Below are 21,582 nucleotides of genomic sequence, written 5' to 3' on the forward strand. Positions count from 1 at the left end.
GCCAAATAGCCAGGTCAGGGACGGTCCGGTCGTCGGTGCTCAAGCGAGGGCATGCCCCTGGTGACGGGCAGGGGACAGCTAACAGGCAGCGCAAAGGGTCAGTGTAGCCACTCGGCACACTGATGTCCAGCGCGGGTTTTTCGGAACCCTCGTTACTCTCGTTGTTCTCAACCCCTGCGACAAGGCGACACCCTCAACGCACGTTGATACTGCCCTCTTCGTCGTCGATCCATGCCTCGGATTCGGATCCTTGCGACGACGCGTCCTGAGAATTGCGCGCTGCGTGCAGTTCGTCAAGGCCCCCCTGGCTCAAACCGGGTGCTGCGCTCGTCACTTGCGCGCTCGGAGGCAGGACGAAGATCACCTTACCCCTCGCACCCGGGCGTGCAAGGTAGCCGCCACCCAAGCCCCCTGAACGCCGAAGAGCGACCACCCGGATGGATGATCGCTCTTCGGTGCGTTCGCGTTACAGCCCTACTGGGCTGCACTCGACGCGCAGAGAGGTGCGGAGATACTCCGAAAGGTCTTACTTGACCTCGACGGAGGCGCCGGCGCCCTCGAGGGCCTCCTTGGCCTTGTCGGCGGCGTCCTTGGCAACCTTCTCCAGGACGGGCTTCGGGGCGCCGTCCACCAGGTCCTTGGCCTCCTTCAGGCCGAGGGAGGTCAGCTCGCGCACGACCTTGATGACCTGGATCTTCTTGTCACCGGCGCCGGTGAGGATGACGTCGAACTCGTCCTTCTCCTCCGGGGCCTCGGCGCCGGCGGCGGCACCGGCACCACCGGCGACGACGACCGGGGCGGCCGCGGCGGCGGTGACGTCGAACTTCTCCTCGAACGCCTTCACGAACTCGGAGAGCTCGATGAGGGTCATCTCCTCGAACTGCGCGAGCAGGTCTTCCTGGCTGAGCTTCGCCATGATGGCGGTCCTTCCACTAATTCGGCAGGTGCCGGATGTACATGTGAGGCGGGCGTACGTCTGGCCCGCGACGGCCTCCGCGTTCAGGCAGCGGTGGCCGGGATGCGAGCCGAGTTACTCGGCACCGCCCTGCTCGTCCTGCTTGGCGCGCAGCGCGTCCACGGTGCGGACGAGCTTCGACGGCAGCGCCTGGAAGACGGAGGCAGCCTGGGACTGCTTCGCCTTGAAGGCACCGGCCAGCTTGGAGAGCAGAACCTCGCGGGACTCGAGGTCCGCAAGCTTCTTGATCTCGTCGGCGGAGAGGGCCTTGCCCTCGAGGACACCGCCCTTGATGACGAGATTCGGGTTGTCCTTGGCGAAGTCACGAAGACCCTTCGCCGACTCCACCGGGTCGCCGGTGATGAAGGCGACAGCCGTCGGACCAGCGAACTGGTCGTCCAGCGTCGTGATCCCGGCCTCGTTGGCCGCAATCTTGGTCAGCGTGTTCTTCACCACGGCGTACTGGGCGTTCTCACCGAGCGAACGGCGCAGCTGCTTGAGCTGAGCCACGGTGAGACCGCGGTACTCGGTCAGCACGGCGGCGTTGGAGCTGCGGAACTTGTCCGTCAGCTCGGCAACCGCGGCAGCCTTGTCGGGCCTCGCCATAGAGCCTCGGCCTCCTTCCGGGTGATTCGGACCGCGCGGACCCGAAGGAGGACTGGGGAAAACGAAACGCCCCGGCGCAGGTGCACGGGGCGTAGCTCGACCAGACGGATTCCGTACGGGCGGAACCGGTTCAGGAGCACTTCCACTGTCACCTACGCGGGTCGTCCGCAGTTCAGCGGATCCTTCGGCCACCGCGCCCTCGTACGAGCACGCGGCAACGACCAGCGGTCTTTGGCTTCTGCAGAAGAGTACGGGACCGGATCGCTGTCAAGCAAATCCGGTCGTACGACGGTGCTCGACTCCGGGGCTGGTCAGCTCTCCCCGAGTTCCTTCATCATCTCGGCGAGGTCGAGCGTCTCCTTGGCGGGCGGGGCCTGGACGGTCACCGGCTCGTTGTAGTCGAGGAACGTCACCGTCATGTCGAGCCTGCCCTTGTCGGCGTCGCCCTGCATACGGAACTGCTTGGTGTGGTCGTCGCCGTCGACCCACATGTCCATGGTCAGCTCGTCGACGCCCATGTCCTCGTACTGCTCGAGGCTCTTCTCGCGCAGCTCGCGGGTCTTCTTGTCCTCGTCCTTGAGGCTGTCCCGCATGTCCTCGAGGGTGATGGTGCCCTTGTAGTGGGTGGTCTCCACACCGTCGACCGTCTCGGTGCCGACCTCCTCGACGTCGTCGGAGCCGGTGAGGAAGGCGGACTCGGCGGCCGGGTTCTTGTCGGCCTGGCCGAGGCCGCTCGCCCCGGAGCCGAGGCTGTGCTCGCCGCCCAGCTGGGACGCGTCGATCTTCATCCAGCTCTTGCCGTCCATCTCCTCGGCCATCGACTCGCCGCCGATGTACAGCGCCTTGTCGACCAGGCGCATCTCCACCGGGCCGGTCATCTCCGGGTCGTCGGACATGGTGATCTTCATGCTCATGGCCTGCGGCTTCATGCTCATCGTCGCCTCGGCCTCGATCCGGCCGTCGCCGGGGACCTCGCCCTTCATCCGGTAGCTGAGGGAGGTGATGTCCTCCGTCTTCTCCGCCGCCCTGGCGACAGCCGCGGCGGGCGTCATGGCCGGCGACTGCTCGGTACCGCAGCCGACCGCACCGCCGAGGACCAGTGCCGCGAGCCCGGCTCCCGCCACCCCACCCCGCGTACGTGCAGAAAGACCCATCGATTCCCCCCAAGGAACACATGGCCGATTCACAACAGGGCTGGAGCCTATCCCAGGGGCCCCGAGGGGTCCCCCGAATTCCCCGGGGCCACAGGAGGGCTCACCCGGGCTTCAGCAGGTCCTTGACGTCCTGGGTGTCGGCGGCCGGGGGTTCCTCGGCGGTGGCCTCGGCGCCGTAGTCGCTGTAGTAGGCGGTCTGGGTGAGCTCGCCGCTCGTCGTCCGGCCCTTCTCGACCTTCTTGACCAGCAGGTCCCGGTCGTTGACCCATATGTCGACGGTCTGCGTGGTGACACCGGCGTCGCCGACGTCGACCGTGCCGGAGTAGTGCGTGGTGCGCTCGCCACGTATCCGTTCCTTGCCGACCCTGCGCACGTCGTCCGATTCCAGCAGCAGCCGTACCGATTCGTCGGGGGTGCTCTGCCGCAGCTGCTTCTCGAGGTACGCGCCGGAGCTGCCGGCCAGCTGCTCCAGGTCGTCGTACGCGTACTTCAGCCAGTGCCTGCCGCCCGCCTGCGCGGCGAACTCGTCGCCCATGCGGGCGTAGTAGGCGTCGGGCAGATAGCGGGCCTCCATCGACGTGCTGCCGAGGCGGCGCATCGTGTCGGCCATCGTGCCGCCGGTGTAGGTGATCGTCAGGGTGCCGGTGATGTCGTCGCCCCAGCCGAGGACGCCGTCGGCGGTCATGGACATCATCGTGCCCATGGTCGTGGTGGACTCGACGCGGGCGGAGTCGGCCCGGTCGGTGGACCGCTCGGCGGAGCGCAGCTCGGCCATCGGGCGGGCCTGGGCGGCGCCGGTCGCGCTGTCGCGGGTCCGGCTGTCGTCCGGGGCGGGTCGGCCGGAGGGGTCCGTGGAGGTGCAGGCAGCCAAGCCGGTCAGCGCGGTCGCCGCTGCGATCGCGAGGGCCACGCGGCGCACGCCGGTGCGCAGGCCGGTGCTCGTCATTCGTCCCCCCTGTGCGAGATGCGAGTCCCGTGCAAGAACGCTAACCCAGGGCACTGACAGTCGTGCCCGGTAGCGGAAAGGGAACGGGCCCCGCACCTCGGAAGGTGCGGGGCCCGTGACCGGTTGGGGTGAGCCTGAGGGCTCAGACCGCGGCCGGGTCCTCCTCGACGAGGAGGTTGCGGGTGCGGTTCGGGTCGACCGGGATGCCGGGGCCCATCGTGGTGGTGATGGCGGCCTTCTTGATGTAGCGACCCTTGGCGGCGGACGGCTTCAGACGGAGGATCTCCTCCAGCGCGGCGCCGTAGTTCTCCACCAGCTTGGTGTCGTCGAACGACGTCTTGCCGATGATGAAGTGCAGGTTCGAGTGCTTGTCGACGCGGAACTCGATCTTGCCGCCCTTGATGTCGTTGACAGCCTTGGCGACGTCGGGGGTCACCGTGCCCGTCTTCGGGTTCGGCATCAGACCACGCGGGCCGAGGACGCGGCCGAGGCGGCCGACCTTGCCCATGAGGTCCGGGGTGGCGACGACGGCGTCGAAGTCCAGACGGCCCTTCGACACCTCGTCGATCAGCTCGTCGGCGCCGACGATGTCGGCGCCCGCGGCACGAGCGGCCTCGGCACGGTCACCGGTCGCGAAGACCAGGACCCGGGCGGTCTTACCGGTGCCGTGCGGGAGGTTCACGGTGCCACGGACCATCTGGTCGGCCTTGCGCGGGTCGACACCCAGACGGAAGGCGACCTCGACGGTGCCGTCGAACTTGGTCGTGGAGGTCTCCTTGGCGAGACGGACGGCGTCGAGCGGGGCGTACAGCTTTTCCCGGTCGACCTTGGCGTCCGCAGCGCGGAGAGACTTGCTGCGCTTGCTCACTACTGCTCCTGGGGATTCTTAGGAGTCGTGGTCCGGGCCGAGCAGGCCCTGCCACTTCTGCTTCGGGGAGGTTGGGGCTCAGCCCTCGACCGTGACGCCCATGGAACGGGCGGTGCCAGCGATGATCTTCTCGGCAGCGTCCAGGTCGTTGGCGTTGAGGTCGGGCATCTTGGTGGTGGCGATCTCGCGGACCTGGTCGCGGGTGATCTTCGCGACCTTGGTCTTGTGCGGCTCGCCGGAGCCCTTCTCCACGCCCGCGGCCTTGAGGATCATCTTGGCGGCCGGCGGGGTCTTGGTCACGAAGGTGAAGGAACGGTCCTCGTAGACCGTGATCTCCACCGGGATGACCCAGCCACGCTGCGACTCGGTCGCGGCGTTGTAGGCCTTGCAGAACTCCATGATGTTGACGCCGTGCTGACCCAGCGCGGGGCCGACCGGCGGAGCCGGGTTGGCGGCACCGGCCTGGATCTGGAGCTTGATGAGCCCCGTGACCTTCTTCTTCTTGGGAGGCATAGCTCTCCGGGTCCTTTCGATTCGGGTCTACCCTCCGCCGAGTCGCGTCCCGGCAGAAGGCATACCGCACAACGATAACGGGTATAGATGCGCGGCCAAAAACCGTGCAGGTCAGACAGGCTCCGAGAGCCCACCTGACCTGCGCGGAAGCGGTACGTCCAGGAAGGGTCAGTTCTTCTGGATCTGGTCGAAGGAGAGCTCGACCGGGGTCTCCCGGCCGAAGATCTCCACCAGGCCCTTGACCTTCTTGGAGTCGGCGTTGATCTCGTTGATCGTGGCCTGGAGCGTGGCGAACGGGCCGTCGGTGACGGTGACCGAGTCGCCGACCTCGAAGTCCAGCACCTGGACCTCGACCTTGCGCTGCGGCGCCGGCTTGCCCTCGGCCTCGGCGGCCTCGCGGGCGGCCTTCTCCTCCGCCTCCGGGGCGAGCATCTTGACGATCTCGTCCAGGGTCAGCGGGTACGGGTCGTAGGCGTTGCCGACGAAGCCGGTGACGCCCGGCGTGTTGCGGACGACGCCCCAGGACTCGTTCGTCAGGTCCATGCGCACCAGGACGTACCCGGGGAGCTTGTTCTGGCGGATGGTCTTGCGGTCGCCGTTCTTGATCTGGACGACCTCTTCCTGCGGCACCTCGGCCTGGAAGATGTAGTCCTCGACGTTCAGCGAGACGGCGCGCTGCTCCAGGTTGGTCTTCACGCGGTTCTCGTAGCCGGCGTAGGTGTGGATGACGTACCACTCGCCGGGCAGGGTGCGCAGTTCCTCGCGGAGCTTCTCCACGGGGTCGAGCTCGGACTCGGGCTCCCCCTCGCCCTCCTCGGAGGGCTCCTCCTCGACGTGCACGGCGGCTTCCTCCGCGGGCTCGTCCGCGGCGGCGTCGGCAGCCTCAGCCTCATCCAGGTCCTCGTCCGCACCCTCGACGATGTCGAGCTCGTCTTCCACGGACTCGACCGGCTCGATGGCGTCGTTCACGTTCGGGTCAGACACGGTGGCTGCTTCTTCCTGGATACATAGGGGTGGAACGCGCGAAAGGGGCGCCGGTGACGGCGCCCTTCGCTCTTGGCTCAGCCGAAGACGTACTTGGCGGCGTGGTCGAGCCCATAGTCAATCACGGTCACCAGGCCGATCATGATGACGACGAAGATGATCACGACGGTCGTGTACGTCGTCAGCTGGTTGCGCGAGGGCCAGACGACCTTGCGGAGCTCCGCGACGATCTGCCGGTAGAAGAGCGCAAGGCGCTTCAGCGGGCCCTTCTTGGCGCGCTTGCCGCCCTTGCGGGTCTTCTTCTGGGACTCCGGCGCCTCGTCCTGGGCATCAGGCGTGTCGAGGGAGCCCACGGCGTCCGTCATTCGTCCTCACCTGATCCCGGGTCGTGGCCGTGCCGCGCCCGGTCTGAGCCGCACGGCGGTGCATTGCTGTACGTACCTGCGCACACATCCTGGCGGTGTGTGTAGCAGGGCCGGAGGGACTTGAACCCCCAACCGCTGGTTTTGGAGACCAGTGCTCTACCAATTGAGCTACGACCCTTTGTCTGCCCACCAACGTACCGCATACGACCGGGTGCTCGGTGTGCACCTGGTGTGTGCGGGCTGCTGTGGGCCAACGAGGTGAGAGTGTACGTGGTCCTGAGCCGGTCGTCGAACAGAAAGTGCCCGTAGGGGGCTTGGCGGATGGAAGACGGGTGGCAGAAGGGTGGTGGACGGCCGGAAGATCTCCGGCCGGATCGGCCGGAGATCGCCGGTGGATCCTCCAAGGTCAGGCGCCCCGGGCCGGCCCGGCCCCGGAAGATCGCCCAGGCCATCCCACCCGTCCGCACTGTTGTTCAGGTGTTGACCCCCTGCCGTTCAGTCCGTGAAACCCGTGTGCCGGGCTCGTTTCCGGTCTGGAACGATGAGGTCCATGAGCGCTGCAACCCCTCCCACCGAGCGCCGGGTCTCCGCCCGCATCGGCGCGATCTCCGAGTCCGCCACCCTCGCCGTGGACGCCAAGGCCAAGGCCCTGAAGGCCGCCGGGCGTCCGGTGATCGGCTTCGGCGCCGGCGAGCCCGACTTCCCCACCCCGGACTACATCGTCGAGGCCGCGATCGAGGCCTGCAAGAACCCCAAGTACCACCGCTACACACCGGCCGGCGGCCTGCCCGAGCTGAAGGCCGCGATCGCCGTGAAGACGCTGCGCGACTCGGGCTACGAGGTCGACGCCTCGCAGATCCTCGTCACCAACGGCGGCAAGCAGGCCATCTACGAGGCGTTCGCCGCGATCCTCGACCCGGGTGACGAGGTCATCGTCCCGGCGCCGTACTGGACGACGTACCCGGAGTCGATCCGGCTGGCCGGCGGTGTCCCGGTCGAGGTCGTCGCCGACGAGACGACGGGCTACCGCGTCAGCGTGGAGCAGCTGGAGGCGGCCCGCACCGAGAAGACCAAGGTCGTGCTGTTCGTCTCCCCGTCGAACCCGACGGGCGCCGTGTACAGCGAGGCCGAGACCGAGGCGATCGGCCGCTGGGCCGTCGAGCACGGTCTGTGGGTGCTGACCGACGAGATCTACGAGCACCTGGTCTACGGCGACGCGACCTCCGCGTCGCTGCCGGCGGTCCTGCCGGAGCTGCGCGACAAGTGCATCGTGGTCAACGGCGTCGCGAAGACGTACGCGATGACAGGCTGGCGCGTGGGCTGGATCATCGGACCGAAGGACGTGGTCAAGGCCGCGACGAACCTCCAGTCGCACGCCACGTCGAACGTCTCGAACGTGGCGCAGGTGGCCGCGCTGGCCGCCGTCTCCGGCGATCTGGACGCCGTGGCGAAGATGCGCGAGGCCTTCGACCGGCGCCGCAGGACCATCGTGCGGATGCTGAACGAGATCGACGGCGTGGTGTGCCCGGAGCCCGAGGGCGCCTTCTACGCCTACCCGTCGGTGAAGGCGCTGCTCGGCAAGGAGATCCGCGGCAAGCGTCCGCAGGACACGGTCGAGCTGGCCGCGCTGATCCTGGAGGAGGCCGAGGTCGCGGTGGTTCCGGGCGAGGCCTTCGGCACGCCGGGCTATCTGCGACTGTCGTACGCCCTGGGTGACGAGGACCTCGTCGAGGGTGTGAGCCGGATCCAGAAGCTGCTGACAGAGGCGCGCGACTGACGTTTCCGGGCTTCACGCGCGTGGCGGGCCGTTTCCCTGTGGGGAGGCGGCCCGTTTCTTTGTGCGAGCAAGACCACTCAAGGGGAAAGCGCTACCGGGACGGCAGGGCCGTACGGCAGGATCCTGGGATGGAACGTGTACGTGATGTCTCCGCCCTTCCGAAGGCCCATCTGCACCTGCACTTCACCGGGTCGATGCGATCCGCCACTCTGCTGGAACTCGCCGACAAGCACGGGGTGCGACTGCCCGACGTGCTGACCGAGGCCCTGGTCAGCGGGGAGCCGCCGAAGCTGCGGGCGACGGACGAGCGGGGCTGGTTCCGCTTCCAGCGGTTGTACGACGCGGCCCGCTCGTGCCTCAGGGAGCCGGAGGACATCCAGCGGCTGGTGCGGGAGGCGGCGGAGGAGGACCTGAAGGACGGCTCGGGCTGGCTGGAGATCCAGGTGGATCCGACGTCGTACGCCCCCCGTCTGGGTGGTCTGATCCCCGCGCTGGAGGTCATCCTGGACGCGGTGGACACGGCGGTGCGGGAGACCGGGCTCGGCATGCGGGTCCTGGTGGCCGCGAACCGTATGAAGCACCCGCTGGACGCCCGCACGTTGGCCCGGCTGGCGGTCCGCTATGCCGACCGGGGCGTGGTCGGCTTCGGCCTCTCGAACGACGAACGGCGGGGCATGGCACGGGACTTCGACCGGGCCTTCGCCATCGCCCGGGACGGCGGTCTGCTCTCGGCTCCGCACGGTGGCGAGCTGACGGGCCCGGCCTCGGTTCGCGACTGCCTGGACGACCTGCACGCCAACCGGGTGGGTCACGGCGTGCGGGCGGCCGAGGATCCACGGCTCCTGAAGCGCCTGGCCGACCGGGGCGTCACCTGTGAGGTGTGTCCGGCGTCGAACGTGGCGCTCGGCGTGTACGACAAGCCGGAGGACGTCCCGCTGCGCACCCTTTTCGAGGCGGGCGTGCCCATGGCGCTGGGAGCCGACGACCCCCTGCTCTTCGGCTCCCGTCTGGCGGCGCAGTACGAGCTCGCCCGGGAGCATCACGGCTTCAGCGACGCGGAGCTGGCGGAACTGGCACGCCAGTCGGTACGGGCTTCGGCGGCACCGGAGGACGTGCAGGCGAAGCTGCTGGCGGGCGTGGACGACTGGCTGACCGCCTGAGCTTGTTCCGCAGGCGCGGACGGGCCGACGCTCAGCCCGCGATCCCGTACTGAACCGGCCTGGACGAAACGCCTCTAGAGGCTGACGCCGACCGTCACCGGTTCGTTGACCAGCGTGATGCCGAACGCCTCATGGACTCCGGCGACGACCTCGCGGGCCAGCGCCAGCAGATCCTCCGTGGTCGCGTCGCCTCGGTTGGTGAGGGCGAGGGTGTGCTTGGTGGAGATACGGGCCGGGCCCGTGCCGTAGCCCTTGGTGAAGCCCGCCTTGTCGATCAGCCAGGCCGCGGAGGTCTTGGTGTGCCCCTCCCTCGCCGGGTAGGCGGGCGGCTCGACGCCGTCGCCAAGCCGCTCCCGCACGCGCGCGTGGAACACGGCGAACGCCGCGTCGGTCAGGATCGGGTTGGTGAAGAAGGAGCCGGCCGACCAGGTGTCGTGGTCCTCGGGGTCCAGGACCATGCCCTTTCCGGCGCGCAGCTTCAGCACGGCCTCGCGGGCGTCGCCGAGCGGGACGCGGTCGCCGGGATCGACGCCCAGGGCGCGTGCGGTCTCGGCGTACTTCAGCGGCGCCGACAGCCCGCCCGCGTCCTCCAGCTCGAAGCGGACGCGCAGGACGACGTACCGCTCGGGGTCGGCCTTGAAGCGGCTGTGCCGGTAGGAGAAGGCGCACTCGGCGTTGGTCAGGGTGACCGTCTCGCCCGCCTGGCGGTCGTAGGCGATGACCTCGGTGATCGTCGAGGAGACCTCCTGGCCGTACGCCCCGACGTTCTGGATCGGCGTCGCGCCCGCCGAGCCGGGGATGCCGGCCAGGCACTCGATGCCCGCGAGTCCGGCCTCGACCGTGCGGGTGACGGCGTCGGTCCACACCTCGCCAGCGGCGAGCTCCAGCCGCGTGCCGGTGAGTTCGAAGCCGCGCGTGGCGATGCGCAGGGCGATGCCGTCGAACCCCTTGTCCGAGATGACCAGGTTCGAACCGCCGCCGATGAGCAGCAGCGGCGTACCGGCGGAGTCGGCCTCGCGGACGGCGTCGATCACTTCGGCGTCCGTCGTCGCGGTGACCAGCCGGGTCGCGGGGCCGCCCAGCCGGAGGGTGGTCAGCGGGGCGAGAGGGGCGTCGTGGAGTTCCTGCACGCGCCCAAGACTACGAGACGGCACTGACAGCCCGGCGCCCCTGCCTCTCGCCTCGCCGCCCCGCTCAGGCCAGCCGTACGACCGCCCGCGACATCCCGAGCACCTTCTGCCCGTCGCTGGTGGCCGTCAGGTCCACCCGTACGGTGCTGTCGTCGAGCTTGGCCGCGACCTTGCCGGAGACCTCGATCACGGCCCCCTTGTCGTCGTTCGGGACGACGACAGGCTTGGTGAAGCGGACGCCGTACTCGACGACCGCTCCGGGATCGCCGGTCCAGTCGGTGACCACGCGGATCGCCTCGGCCATGGTGAACATGCCGTGCGCGATGACGTCCGGCAGTCCGACCTCCTTGGCGAACTTCGCGTTCCAGTGGATCGGGTTGAAGTCCCCGGAGGCCCCCGCGTACTGGACGAGGGTGGCGCGTGTCACGGGGAAGCTCTGCGCGGGCAGTTCGGTGCCGACCTCGACGTCGGCGTACGCGATCTTGGCAGTCATCTGCTCACGCCTCCTCGGCCGCGCGGGCCACCAGCTTGGTCCAGGCGGTGACGACGTGCTCGCCGGCCTCGTCGTGCACTTCGCCGCGGATCTCCAGGACGTCGTTCCCCGCGAGGGACTTGATCGACTCGATGGTCGAGGTGACCGTCAGCCGGTCACCGGCCTGCACCGGACGGCTGTAGGCGAACTTCTGGTCGCCGTGCACGACCCGGCTGTAGTCCAGGCCGAGCTGCGGGTCGGCGACGACCTGGCCCGCGGCCTTGAAGCTGATCGCGAACACAAAGGTCGGCGGGGCGATCACATCGGGGTAACCGAGGGCCTTGGCGGCCTCCGGGTCCGTGTAGGCCGGGTTGGCGTCACCCACCGCCTCCGCGAACTCACGGATTTTCTCCCGGCCCACCTCATAGGGCTCGGTGGGCGGGTAGGTCCGCCCCACGAAGGACTGGTCGAGCGCCATGGCTCGGCACCTCCTGGTGTCTGCTGCGATTGACCGGTGGACGACGGCCTTCTTACGGCGGCCGCTTGCGGGCACCGTGCCCGGTCAACCGTATAAAAGGGGGCTGTGCCCGATTGCGCTCGACGCCACGCCGGCCGAAAGGGTGACCGAAAAGCCGCGAGGCCACCCCCTCGAACTGCGGGGTGGCCTCGTGGCAGAGATCTGAAAGATCTGAATCTTCGAGATGTACGAGCCTGGTCAGCGCGTCTCGCGGTGCGCCGTGTGCGCGTTGCAGCGCGGGCAGTGCTTCTTCATCTCGAGACGGTCCGGGTTGTTACGCCGGTTCTTCTTGGTGATGTAGTTCCGCTCCTTGCACTCCACGCAGGCCAGCGTGATCTTCGGGCGGACGTCGGTGGCAGCCACGTGAGTGCTCCTTGACGAACGGGTAGGTTAGTTCAACGCAAGAAAGAGTAGCCGATCGAAGGACCGACCCCGCAATCGGCTACTGTCAGTAGCGGTGACCGGACTTGAACCGGTGACACAGCGATTATGAGCCGCTTGCTCTACCGACTGAGCTACACCGCTGTGGTGTGATCAGGCCCCGTCTTGCGACGGGAACCCCTCACACCAGAGCCCCAAAACGGAATCGAACCGTTGACCTTCTCCTTACCATGGAGACGCTCTGCCGACTGAGCTATTGGGGCGAGCGATGAAGACATTACACGCTCGGCCGCCGTTCACCCAAATCCGTTTCCCGACCCCGGCCCCGCCGCGAAAACGGATCTCTCAGCAGCCCCGCGAGCCCTCTCCCGCACTGCTCAGGTTCGGCGGGCCACACCAGTACGACTTTTACGCTCCTCCCCGCCGGGGACCGACCGCCGTCCTAGGCTCGACTCACTCTGCGTGATCTTGGCCGCATACGCACCCCGTGCCGCACATCACGAACCCTGAGCCCCCGAGCCCCCGAGCCCCCGAGCCCCTGGAACGCGATGCCCGACAGCCAGCCGCAGCCCCCCGACCCCTCGTCGCCCTCGTCGGACTCCCCGGGGCAGCACGCCGCGGCCTCTCTGCTGCTGTGCGGGGCGCGGCTCACCGACGGCCGGACCGTGGACGTCCGGGTGGGCGACGGGCGGATCGAGGCGGTCGGTACGGCCGGCAGCCTGGGCAGTGCCCGCGGCCGCTGTGCGCGCGTGGACCTCGGCGGATATCTTCTCCTGCCAGCCCCGGCCGAACCCCACGCTCACGCGGACACCGCGCTGTCCGCCGACGGCGGCCCGGTCTCGTACGAACCCGAGGACATCCAGCGCCGGGCCACGGAGGCCGCCCTGCTGCAACTCGGGCACGGGGCGACCGCGCTGCGGGCACATGTGCGCGTGGGCGACGTTCAGGGGCTCGGCGCGCTGACCGCCGTCCTTCAGGCACGTCGCTCACTGCGCGGGCTCGCCGCGCTGGCGGCGGTCGCGGTGCCGCGGGTGCTGACCGGGGTGGCCGGGGCCGACGGGCTCGCCATGATGCGGGACGCGGTGAAGATGGGTGCCTCTGTGGTGGGGGGTTGTCCTGATCTCGATCCCGATCCCACGGGGTACGTCGAGGCGGTCCTGGAGCTCGCCTCCGAACACGGCTGCCCTGTCGACCTGCACACCGACGCCACCGACCCGGCGCGGCTCGCCCGCCTCGCCGCGATGGCCGGCGGGCTGCGCCCCGGCGTGACGATCGGCCCGTGCGGCGGCCTCGGCCGACTGTCCACCGACGTGGCCGCGCGCACCGCCGACCAGTTGGCGGCGGCCGGAGTGACCGTCGTGTGCCTGCCACAGGGCGGCTGCGGGGCCGTCGACCGACGCGACACGGCGCCCGTACGACTGCTGCGCGCTGCCGGCGTTCGCGTCGCCGCCGGCAGCGGCGCCCTGCGGGACGTGTCCAACCCGGTGGGCCGAGGCGACCCACTGGAGGCCGCCTACCTGCTGGCCTCCCGCTACGGGCTGCGCCCCGAGGACGCCTACGACGCGGTGAGCGCCTCGGCACGGGCCGTCCTGGGCCTGCCCGAGGTGCGCGTGGAGGCGGGCTTCCCGGCCGAACTGCTGGCGGTACGAGGGGATCAGCTCGCGGGTGCGCTGTCGCTGGCGTACAGCCGGATCGTGGTGCACCGGGGGCGCGTGGTGGCGCGGACGAGTTCGGTGCGGGAGTACTGCAACTGGGAGGCCACGGAGGACGGGGCGGCTGCGGCGGAGCTGGGGTTGCCTCGGCAAGGGCGGAAGGAGCTGTCGTGAGTGGGTGAGGGTGAGGGGGAGGTGTGAGCGGGGGCGGGGCAGGCGCGGGGCGCGTCGGTGGTGCAGGAGCGCGTTCGGGGGCGCGTTCGGGGGCGCGTATACAGGGGGCGTATGCGCCTGCGCATGTGCTTCCGGAGCGCGCGCCGTGGGTGGAGCTCGGGTCGTGGGGCGCATGCGGCCGTCTGGGCGTACGGTCGGAAACATGCGCATTGTCATCGCTGGTGGTCATGGTCAGATCGCGTTGCGGCTGGAGCGGCTGCTCACCGCGCGCGGTTACGAGGTGGCGGGCATCATCCGCCGCTCGGAACAGGGCGACGATCTGCGGGAGGCGGGTGCCGAGCCCGTCCTGCTGGACCTGGAGTCGGCCACGGTCGAGGAGGTCGCGGCGCACCTTCAGGGCGCGGACGCAGCCGTGTTCACGGCTGGCGCCGGCCCCGGGAGCGGGGCGGCACGCAAGGACACCGTGGACAAGGGTGCGGCGATCCTGTTCGCGGACGCCGCGGTCCGGGCGGGCGTACGGCGCTTCCTGGTCGTGTCGTCCATCGGCGCGGACGCGAAGCACGAGGGCAACGAGGTCTTCGACGTCTACCTGCGCGCCAAGGGCGAGGCGGACAAGTACATCCGCGGCCTGGACGCCCTGGACTCGACGGTCCTGCGCCCCGGTTCGCTCACGGACGACCCCGGCACCGGCCTCGTACGCCTGGAGGCGCACACGGGCCGCGGTACGGTCCCACGCGACGACGTGGCCGCGGTACTGGCCGAACTGCTGGAGACCCCGGCGACGGCCGGCCTGACCCTGGAGCTGGTCAGCGGGTCCGCTCCGGTGTCGGTGTCGGTGAAGTCGGTGGCCGGCAACTGAGGATCCGGGGCAGGAGACGAACCAGGACCCTGCCGCAACGAGAAAACCCCCTCCGCACCGCGTTTCCGCAGGTGGGGAGAGGGTCTTCCTCAGTGTGGCGGCGCCAGGATTCGAACCTGGGAAGGCTGAGCCGGCAGATTTACAGTCTGCTCCCTTTGGCCGCTCGGGCACACCGCCGGGTTTGCCGCCATTCGAACCCGCTTTCGGCGGAGCTCGCTGGCAACGACGTAAACAATACCCGATAGGCAGGGGTGCTTCGCACCCGGCTATTCGGCGCTCGCGGGACGAGGGGTGGCTAGGCTTGTCCGGATGCGGCCCGGGGCCGAGCCGGGCTCGGCTGTCGCCCTGCGTATGCCGCCCCGCACCGATACGCACCCGGATACAAGGAGCCACAGCACATGGCCGACTCCAGTTTCGACATCGTCTCGAAGGTCGAGCGGCAGGAGGTCGACAACGCCCTCAACCAGGCCGCCAAGGAGATCTCGCAGCGCTACGACTTCAAGGGCGTGGGTGCCTCGATCTCGTGGTCCGGCGACAAGATCCTGATGGAGGCGAACTCCGAGGACCGCGTGAAGGCCGTCCTCGACGTCTTCCAGTCCAAGCTGATCAAGCGCGGCATCTCGCTGAAGGCCCTGGACGCGGGCGAGCCCCAGCTCTCCGGCAAGGAGTACAAGATCTTCGCGTCGATCAAGGAGGGCATCTCTCAGGAGAACGCGAAGAAGGTGGCGAAGATCATCCGCGACGAGGGCCCCAAGGGCGTCAAGGCCCAGGTACAGGGTGAAGAGCTGCGGGTCAGCTCCAAGAGCCGGGACGACCTGCAGGCTGTGATCGCCCTTCTGAAGGGCCAGGACTTCGACTTCGCGATGCAGTTCGTGAACTACCGCTAGTCGGTCACCGTTCGGGCATCGCGGCGCCGCCCGTACAGCGCGCAAGGGTGGGCATCTGATGCCCACCCTTGCGCGCTGTACGGGCGCGTGTTCCTGATCTGTTGTCGGCCCGGACGGGCTGTGTGCACGGGTCGGTTGCACTGGTCAGTAGGGTGCGGCACATGACACAGCCCCGTTCGGAACTGCGGCGCACCCTCGGCGTGGGCGACGCCGTGATCATCGGCTTGGGCTCCATGGTCGGGGCCGGGATCTTCGCCGCCCTGGGCCCCGCGGCCGAAGCGGCTGGTTCCGGGCTGCTGGTCGGGCTCGCCGTCGCCGCGGTGGTCGCGTACTGCAACGCCATGTCCTCCGCGCGGCTGGCGGCTCGGTACCCGGCCTCAGGTGGAACGTATGTGTACGGTCGCGAGCGGCTCGGGGAGTTCTGGGGGTATCTCGCGGGCTGGTCGTTCGTGGTCGGGAAGACGGCTTCCTGCGCGGCGATGGCACTCACTGTGGGCACGTACGTCTGGCCGGAGCAGGCGCACTCGGTGGCGGTCGCGGCCGTGGTGGCACTGACCGCGGTGAACTACGGCGGTGTCCAGAAGTCGGCCTGGCTGACGCGGTCGATCGTGGCCGTGGTCCTGGCTGTCCTGGCTTTCGTGGTGGTGGCGTGTCTGGGCTCCGAGGCGTCGGACGCGGGACGCCTCGACATCGGCGCCTCGGGTGGCGCGGGGGGCGTGCTGCAGGCGGCTGGTCTGCTCTTCTTCGCGTTCGCCGGGTACGCGCGTATCGCGACCCTCGGTGAGGAGGTACGGGATCCCGCGCGCACGATTCCCCGCGCGATCCCGCTGGCCCTCGGTATCGCGCTGGCGGTCTACGCCTGCGTGGCGGTGGCCGTCCTTTCCGTGCTCGGGTCGGAGGGTCTGGGGCAGGCGGGCGCGCCGCTGGCCGACGCGGTGCGGTCAGCCGGCGTGCCGGGGTTGGTGCCTGTGGTGCGGGTGGGTGCCGCGGTGGCCGCGCTGGGCTCGCTGCTCGCCCTGATCCTCGGCGTCTCCCGGACGACGCTGGCCATGGCGAGGGACCGGCATCTGCCGGGCGCGCTGTCCGCCGTGCATCCGCGTTTCCAAGTGCCGCACCGGGCTGAGCTGGCGGTCGGCGTGGTGGTTGCCGCCCTGGCCGCCACCGTGGACGTGCGGGGCGCCATCGGTTTCTCCTCCTTCGGTGTGCTGGCCTACTACGCGGTGGCCAATGCCTCGGCCTGGACGCTCGACGCGGCTCCCGCGACGCGCGTGGTGCCTGCGGTGGGGCTGCTCGGCTGTGTCGTGCTGGCGTTCTCACTGCCGGGGACATCGGTGGTGGCCGGCGCGGGTGTGCTGGCGGTGGGAGTGGTCGCGTATGGCACACGGCGCCGGATGGCTGCGCGGTAGGGGCGCTTCGGCGTCGCCTGCCCGTGCATCGGCCGGCGCGTTGGATCACCCTCCCCATCAGGACGAACTGCGAGATCGTCCCGAAACGTTCCCGATCGCGCTACAAGGATGCTGCGGCCCTGCCTGAACGGCGTGACCGGCTGATACTTGTCTCGGCAGGCAGTTCCGGCAGCGACCTGGAAGGTGCCGATCATGAAGTTGTTCAACCTGCTGTTGAACATCCTGTGGCTGATCTTCTGCGGGATCTGGATGGCGATCGGCTATACCGTCGCCGCCCTGGTGTGCTTCATCCTGATCGTCACCATCCCGTTCGGCATCGCGTCGCTGCGTATCGCGGGCTTCGTGCTGTGGCCGTTCGGCAGGACCACCGTGGAGCGGCGGGATGCGGGGGCGCCGTCGTTCGCCGGGAACGTGATCTGGGTGATCTTCGCGGGCTGGTGGTTGGCCCTGGGACACCTGATCACCAGCATCCCGCTGTTCCTGTCGATCATCGGGATCCCGTTCGGGTGGGCCAATCTGAAGCTGATCCCGGTCTCGCTCATGCCGTTGGGACGTGAGGTCGTTCCGACGGACCAGAGGTTCGGCGGTCGCTGAGCTCCGCCGGTCAGCCCATGACGGTCGGGGCCGTCCTCACGGGCGGCGGCCTGCCATCTGCTCGAGCCGGGCGATGCGCTCCGCCATGGGCGGGTGCGTGGAGAACATCCTGGACAGTCCCTGGCCCGGACGGAACGGGTTCGCGATCATCATGTGGCTGGCGGTCTCGATCCGGGGCTCGGGAGGCAGCGGAAGCTGCTTGGTACCGGCCTCGAGCTTGCGCAGGGCACTGGCCAGGGCGAGCGGGTCGCCGGTCAGCTGGGCGCCGGACGCGTCGGCCTCGTACTCCCGGGAACGGCTGATGGCCAGCTGGATCACGCTGGCCGCGAGGGGGCCCAGGATCATAATCAGCAGCATGCCGAAGATGCCGGGGCCGTCGTCGTCATCGGAGCGGCCGATCGGGATCAGCCAGGCGAAGTTGACCAGGAACATGATCACGGAGGCGAGGGCTCCGGCGACGGACGAGATGAGGATGTCGCGGTTGTAGACATGGCTCAGCTCGTGGCCGATGACGCCGCGCAGTTCACGCTCGTCCAGGATGCGCAGGATGCCTTCGGTGCAGCACACGGCGGCATTGCGTGGGTTGCGGCCGGTCGCGAAGGCGTTCGGCGCCTCCGTCGGGGAGATGTACAGACGGGGCATCGGCTGGCGGGCCTGCGTGGAGAGGTCGCGGACCATGCGGTACAGCGCGGGCGCCTCGAACTCGCTCACCGGGCGGGCACGCATCGCGCGTAGCGCGAGCTTGTCGCTGTTCCAGTACGCGTACGCGTTCGTGCCCAGCGCGATCAGGACGGCGGCGACGAGCCCGGCACGCCCGAAGAAGCTGCCGATGACGATGATGAGTGCGGACAGTCCCCCGAGGAGTACTGCGGTCCTGAGCCCGTTGTGCCGGCGGTGCACGGTACGCCCTCCAAGTGGTGCAGCAGGGGAACCCTTTGCTTGCTTGATCTCTGATCCCGCTGGTCCGTGGTGACAGGACCAGTGGAACCTCCCGATTCGGACAACGCCAGGCGTGAGCCACGAGTTCCCTTGCGCGGTCGGCGGCGCGCGTGGGCCGTGCGGGTGACGGCGACCTGCCCCGCGTACTAGAAGAGACCGGTGTCCGTGAAGCGCAGCACCAGCTGGGGTGCGCCGGACAGGCCGATGCCCAGGGCGGCGGTCAGGGCGATCGCGGCCGTGAGGGGGGCCGGGACGAGGTGCTTGGCGGGCTCGCCCTCGGGAGCGCGGAACAGCAGGGCCGTCCACTGGAGGTAGTAGAACAGCGCGATCACCACGTTGGCGGCCATGACCACGGCCAGCCAGCCGAGGCCCGCGTCGACAGCGGCGGAGAAGACGGTGACCTTCGCGAAGAGGCCGATGATGCCCGGCGGCAGTCCCGCCAGGCACAGCAGGAAGAAGGCCAGCAGCAGCGCGGTCACGGGGTTCGAGGCGTGCAGGCCCCGGTAGTCGGTGATGCGGTTGAGGGTCTTCGTACGACCCACCAGCGCGGCCACCGCGAAGGCGCCGAGGTTCACGGCGGCGTACATGAGCGCGTAGGCGACCGTGGAGCCGATCGACTGCTCGGCGTCGTCGGAGTACGCGGCGGCCGCGATCGGCACCAGGAGGTAGCCGGCCTGGCCGACGGAGGACCAGGCGAGCAGGCGAACCGCGCTGTACGCGCGCGTGCCCTGCTGGCGGAGGGCGCCGACATTGCCGACGGTCATGGTGAGGGCGGCCAGCGCGGCGAGTGCCGGGCCCCAGGCGTCGGCGTACGACGGGAAGGCGATCACCGTGACCAGGATCAGGCCGGAGAAGCCGACCGCCTTGCCGACGACCGACAGGTACGCCGCAACGGGGAGCGGCGCACCCACATACGTGTCGGGCACCCAGAAGTGGAAGGGCACGGCGGCCGTCTTGAACGCGAAGCCGATGAGGGTGAGAACGACTCCGGTCTGCGCGAGGGTGTCGAGCTGTCCGTCGACGTCCTGGATGCGGTCGGCGATCTGGGTGAGGTAGAGGGTGCCGGTGGAGGCGTAGACGAAGCTGATGCCCATGAGGCTGACCGCGGTCGCGGTGACCGAGGACAGGAAGAACTTCAGGGCGGCTTCGGAGGACCCCTTGTCGCCGTGGCGGATGCCGACCAGGGCGAAGGCGGGCAGGGAGGCGACCTCCAGGGCGACGATCAGGGTCGCGAGATCACGGGAGGCAGGCAGGAGGGCGGCGCCGGCCGCCGAGGAGAGCAGCAGGAACCAGAACTCCCCTTCGGGGAGTCCTCTGCGCGCGTCCTTCAGGGCGGTGACGGACAGGAGGGCCGCCAGGAGGGCGCCGCCGAGGACCAGGAACTGGATGACGAGCGTGAAACGGTCCGCCGTATAGCTGCAGACGTCGGGGTCACCGGTGAGGCAGAAGGTGGAGCGGTCGCCGTCCAGGAGCGGCAGCAGCATCAGTGCCGACACGGCGAGTCCGGCGACGGAGACCCGGCCGAGGAGGGCCTTCCTGGCGTCGTCGACGAACAGGTCGGCGACGAGCACACCGAGTCCGACCACGGCCACGATGGTGGGCGGCGCGATGGCGAGCCAGTCGACGGACTGGACCATGGACTGGGCCATCGGCTGTGCCAGGGAGCTCATCGGGTGCCTCCTGCAAGGAGCTGCTGCACGGCCGGGTCGGTCAGGCCGAGGAGGGCCTTCGGCCAGAGTCCGGCGACGACGGTGAGGGCGACGAGCGGGGTCCAGGCCGCGAACTCGTAGGTCTGCACATCGGCGAGTTCGGGCGCGTCCTGCGGTACGGCGCCCATGCAGACCCGGCGGACCACGACGAGCAGGTACGCGGCCGTCAGCAGCGTGCCGAACGCGGCGATCGCCATGAAGGTCAGGAAGGCGGGGCGGCTGAGGTCGGCGGCGGGCCGGAAGGCGCCGAACAGCGCCAGCATCTCGCCCCAGAATCCGGCGAGGCCCGGCAGGCCGAGTGAGGCGACCGCGCCGAAGGCGAGCAGACCGCCGAAGCGCGGGGCCTTGCCGTACAGCGCGGCGCCGGTCTGTTCGGCCAGGGCGTCGAGGTCGGTGGTGCCGGTGCGGTCCTTCAGCGCGCCGACCAGGAAGAAGAGCAGGCCTGTGATGAGGCCGTGGGCGATGTTGGCGAACAGCGCGCCGTTCACGCCGGTCGGCGTCATGGTCGCGATGCCGAGCAGGACGAAGCCCATGTGGCCGACGGAGGAGTAGGCGATGAGGCGCTTCAGATCGCCCTTCGCTCCCTGCTTGGCGAGGGCCAGGCAGGCCAGGGACCCGTAGATGATGCCGACGACGGCGAAGGCGGCGAGGTAGGGCGCGAACGTGCGGAAGCCGTCCGGCGCAACCGGCAGCAGAATTCGAACGAACCCGTACGTGCCCATCTTCAGCAGGACGCCGGCCAGCAGGACCGAGCCGACGGTCGGCGCGGCGGTGTGAGCGTCGGGCAGCCAGCTGTGCAACGGCCACATCGGCGTCTTGACCGCGAGCCCGACTCCGATCGCCAATACGGCGATGACCTGCACGGATGTGGTCAGCGACCGGCCGTTGTCAGTGGCGAGTGCCACCATGTCGAATGTGCCCGCCGTGATTCCGATCAGGAGCAGGCCGAGCAGCATGACCACGGAACCGAGCAGCGTGAAGAGGATGAACTTCCAGGCGGCCTGCGTCCGCCCCTCGCCGCCCCAGCGGGCGATGAGGAAGTACATCGGGATCAGGACCATCTCGAAGGCGAGGAAGAACAGCAGCAGGTCGAGCACGGCGAAGGTGGCGAGGGTGCCGGACTCGAGGAGGAGCAGTAGAGCGACGAACGCCTTCGGGGTCGGGCCCGCGGGCATCCTGAAGTACGAGTAGAGCGCGCAGAGGAAGGTCAGCAGCGCGGTCAGCACCAGAAGGGGGAGGGAAATGCCGTCGACGCCGAGGTGGATGCGCACGTCGAGTGCGGGGATCCAGCTGATGTCTGTGCCGGCCTGCATCTTCGACGGCCGGTCGTGGTCGAAGCCGAGCGCGAGGACGATCGCGGCGATGAGGACCGCGCCGGTCGCGGTGACGCCATGCCGTAGCACGGCCTGCTCGGGCGACTTCCCCTTCAGTCCGGGCGGGGCAGGCAGGAGAGCGGCGGCGGCACCGAGAAGCGGGCCGACGACGATGAATGCCAGAAGGAACTGCATCACGGACTCGCTGATATCGATCACGC

General features: G+C 69.2%; 22 protein-coding genes and 4 tRNA genes. 7 read left to right on the forward strand and 19 right to left on the reverse strand.

Features of this window, described 5'->3' with window-relative positions:
• Positions 1-526: 526 nt before the first annotated feature.
• From rplL to ACKTSN_RS19255, 9 genes are all read right to left on the reverse strand, one after another.
• Entirely contained in the window at positions 527-916 is a 390-nt protein-coding gene (rplL, locus tag ACKTSN_RS19215; RefSeq protein WP_409470238.1) for a 50S ribosomal protein L7/L12, read from the reverse strand.
• 114 nt (positions 917-1,030) lie between these two features.
• Complete coding sequence (gene rplJ / locus ACKTSN_RS19220; protein ID WP_409470239.1) at positions 1,031-1,561, reverse strand: 50S ribosomal protein L10; 531 nt, start codon at positions 1,559-1,561, stop codon at positions 1,031-1,033.
• A 311-nt stretch (positions 1,562-1,872) separates the two neighbouring features.
• Positions 1,873-2,715, reverse strand: coding sequence for a DUF1396 domain-containing protein (locus ACKTSN_RS19225; protein ID WP_409470240.1), 843 nt, complete (start codon positions 2,713-2,715; stop codon positions 1,873-1,875).
• A gap of 100 nt (positions 2,716-2,815) precedes the next feature.
• Entirely contained in the window at positions 2,816-3,661 is an 846-nt protein-coding gene (locus ACKTSN_RS19230; RefSeq protein ID WP_409470241.1) for a hypothetical protein, read from the reverse strand.
• Between the two features lie 142 nt (positions 3,662-3,803).
• Complete coding sequence (gene rplA, locus ACKTSN_RS19235; protein ID WP_409470242.1) at positions 3,804-4,529, reverse strand: 50S ribosomal protein L1; 726 nt, start codon at positions 4,527-4,529, stop codon at positions 3,804-3,806.
• Between the two features lie 78 nt (positions 4,530-4,607).
• Positions 4,608-5,042, reverse strand: coding sequence for a 50S ribosomal protein L11 (rplK, locus tag ACKTSN_RS19240; RefSeq protein WP_004927359.1), 435 nt, complete (start codon positions 5,040-5,042; stop codon positions 4,608-4,610).
• Between the two features lie 168 nt (positions 5,043-5,210).
• A complete protein-coding gene (nusG, locus tag ACKTSN_RS19245) occupies positions 5,211-6,026 on the reverse strand; it encodes a transcription termination/antitermination protein NusG (RefSeq protein WP_409470243.1) in 816 nt (271 codons plus the stop codon).
• Positions 6,027-6,103: 77 nt separating this feature from the next.
• Positions 6,104-6,391, reverse strand: a complete 288-nt coding sequence (gene secE / locus ACKTSN_RS19250; RefSeq protein WP_224738974.1) for a preprotein translocase subunit SecE — start codon at positions 6,389-6,391, stop codon at positions 6,104-6,106.
• A gap of 105 nt (positions 6,392-6,496) precedes the next feature.
• Positions 6,497-6,569 (reverse strand) — tRNA-Trp (locus ACKTSN_RS19255).
• 372 nt (positions 6,570-6,941) lie between these two features.
• Between ACKTSN_RS19255 and ACKTSN_RS19260 the strand changes: the two genes are divergently transcribed.
• Together ACKTSN_RS19260 and ACKTSN_RS19265 are read left to right on the forward strand one after the other, a co-directional pair.
• On the forward strand, positions 6,942-8,168 hold the full coding sequence (locus ACKTSN_RS19260) for a pyridoxal phosphate-dependent aminotransferase (RefSeq protein WP_409470244.1): 1,227 nt from the start codon (positions 6,942-6,944) through the stop codon (positions 8,166-8,168).
• 128 nt (positions 8,169-8,296) lie between these two features.
• Positions 8,297-9,328 carry an adenosine deaminase gene (locus tag ACKTSN_RS19265; RefSeq protein WP_224738976.1) on the forward strand — a complete coding sequence of 344 codons (1,032 nt, stop codon included), beginning with the start codon at positions 8,297-8,299 and terminating at the stop codon, positions 9,326-9,328.
• A gap of 74 nt (positions 9,329-9,402) precedes the next feature.
• Here the strand turns inward: ACKTSN_RS19265 and ACKTSN_RS19270 are convergent, their stop codons facing one another.
• The 6 genes from ACKTSN_RS19270 to ACKTSN_RS19295 form a co-directional block, all read right to left on the reverse strand.
• Positions 9,403-10,458, reverse strand: a complete 1,056-nt coding sequence (locus tag ACKTSN_RS19270) for a UDP-N-acetylmuramate dehydrogenase (protein ID WP_409470245.1) — start codon at positions 10,456-10,458, stop codon at positions 9,403-9,405.
• 64 nt (positions 10,459-10,522) lie between these two features.
• The gene (locus ACKTSN_RS19275; protein WP_409470246.1) at positions 10,523-10,951 is read right to left on the reverse strand and encodes a MaoC family dehydratase; all 429 of its coding nucleotides are present in this window, start codon (positions 10,949-10,951) and stop codon (positions 10,523-10,525) included.
• Positions 10,952-10,955: 4 nt separating this feature from the next.
• Positions 10,956-11,408 (reverse strand): FAS1-like dehydratase domain-containing protein, encoded by a 453-nt coding sequence (locus ACKTSN_RS19280; protein ID WP_409470247.1) that lies wholly within the window; start codon positions 11,406-11,408, stop codon positions 10,956-10,958.
• Positions 11,409-11,645: 237 nt separating this feature from the next.
• Positions 11,646-11,810 carry a 50S ribosomal protein L33 gene (gene rpmG / locus ACKTSN_RS19285; RefSeq protein WP_003948671.1) on the reverse strand — a complete coding sequence of 55 codons (165 nt, stop codon included), beginning with the start codon at positions 11,808-11,810 and terminating at the stop codon, positions 11,646-11,648.
• Between the two features lie 89 nt (positions 11,811-11,899).
• Positions 11,900-11,972, reverse strand: a tRNA-Met gene (locus ACKTSN_RS19290).
• 46 nt (positions 11,973-12,018) lie between these two features.
• Positions 12,019-12,091, reverse strand: a tRNA-Thr gene (locus tag ACKTSN_RS19295).
• A gap of 285 nt (positions 12,092-12,376) precedes the next feature.
• On the opposite strand from ACKTSN_RS19295, the gene ACKTSN_RS19300 reads away from it, so the two are divergent.
• Complete coding sequence (locus ACKTSN_RS19300) at positions 12,377-13,654, forward strand: amidohydrolase family protein (protein ID WP_409470248.1); 1,278 nt, start codon at positions 12,377-12,379, stop codon at positions 13,652-13,654.
• Between the two features lie 202 nt (positions 13,655-13,856).
• Complete coding sequence (locus ACKTSN_RS19305) at positions 13,857-14,513, forward strand: SDR family oxidoreductase (RefSeq protein WP_409470249.1); 657 nt, start codon at positions 13,857-13,859, stop codon at positions 14,511-14,513.
• Between the two features lie 95 nt (positions 14,514-14,608).
• Here ACKTSN_RS19305 and ACKTSN_RS19310 read toward each other — a convergent pair.
• Positions 14,609-14,690: transfer RNA gene (locus ACKTSN_RS19310), tRNA-Tyr, on the reverse strand.
• A gap of 221 nt (positions 14,691-14,911) precedes the next feature.
• Between ACKTSN_RS19310 and ACKTSN_RS19315 the strand changes: the two genes are divergently transcribed.
• From ACKTSN_RS19315 to ACKTSN_RS19325, 3 genes are all read left to right on the forward strand, one after another.
• The gene (locus tag ACKTSN_RS19315; protein WP_409470250.1) at positions 14,912-15,400 is read left to right on the forward strand and encodes a YajQ family cyclic di-GMP-binding protein; all 489 of its coding nucleotides are present in this window, start codon (positions 14,912-14,914) and stop codon (positions 15,398-15,400) included.
• Positions 15,401-15,561: 161 nt separating this feature from the next.
• Entirely contained in the window at positions 15,562-16,806 is a 1,245-nt protein-coding gene (locus ACKTSN_RS19320; RefSeq protein ID WP_409470251.1) for an APC family permease, read from the forward strand.
• A gap of 192 nt (positions 16,807-16,998) precedes the next feature.
• Positions 16,999-17,400 (forward strand): YccF domain-containing protein, encoded by a 402-nt coding sequence (locus ACKTSN_RS19325; RefSeq protein WP_409470252.1) that lies wholly within the window; start codon positions 16,999-17,001, stop codon positions 17,398-17,400.
• A 36-nt stretch (positions 17,401-17,436) separates the two neighbouring features.
• Here the strand turns inward: ACKTSN_RS19325 and htpX are convergent, their stop codons facing one another.
• From htpX to ACKTSN_RS19340, 3 genes are all read right to left on the reverse strand, one after another.
• Positions 17,437-18,300, reverse strand: a complete 864-nt coding sequence (gene htpX, locus ACKTSN_RS19330) for a zinc metalloprotease HtpX (RefSeq protein WP_409470253.1) — start codon at positions 18,298-18,300, stop codon at positions 17,437-17,439.
• A 185-nt stretch (positions 18,301-18,485) separates the two neighbouring features.
• The gene (locus ACKTSN_RS19335; RefSeq protein ID WP_409470254.1) at positions 18,486-20,009 is read right to left on the reverse strand and encodes an NADH-quinone oxidoreductase subunit N; all 1,524 of its coding nucleotides are present in this window, start codon (positions 20,007-20,009) and stop codon (positions 18,486-18,488) included.
• Positions 20,006-21,580, reverse strand: a complete 1,575-nt coding sequence (locus tag ACKTSN_RS19340; RefSeq protein ID WP_409470255.1) for an NADH-quinone oxidoreductase subunit M — start codon at positions 21,578-21,580, stop codon at positions 20,006-20,008. The genes ACKTSN_RS19335 and ACKTSN_RS19340 overlap by 4 nt, the downstream gene beginning before the upstream one ends.
• Positions 21,581-21,582 lie beyond the last annotated feature (2 nt).

Source organism: Streptomyces flavusporus (assembly GCF_046267975.1).
Taxonomy (GTDB): Bacteria; Actinomycetota; Actinomycetes; order Streptomycetales; family Streptomycetaceae; genus Streptomyces; species Streptomyces flavusporus.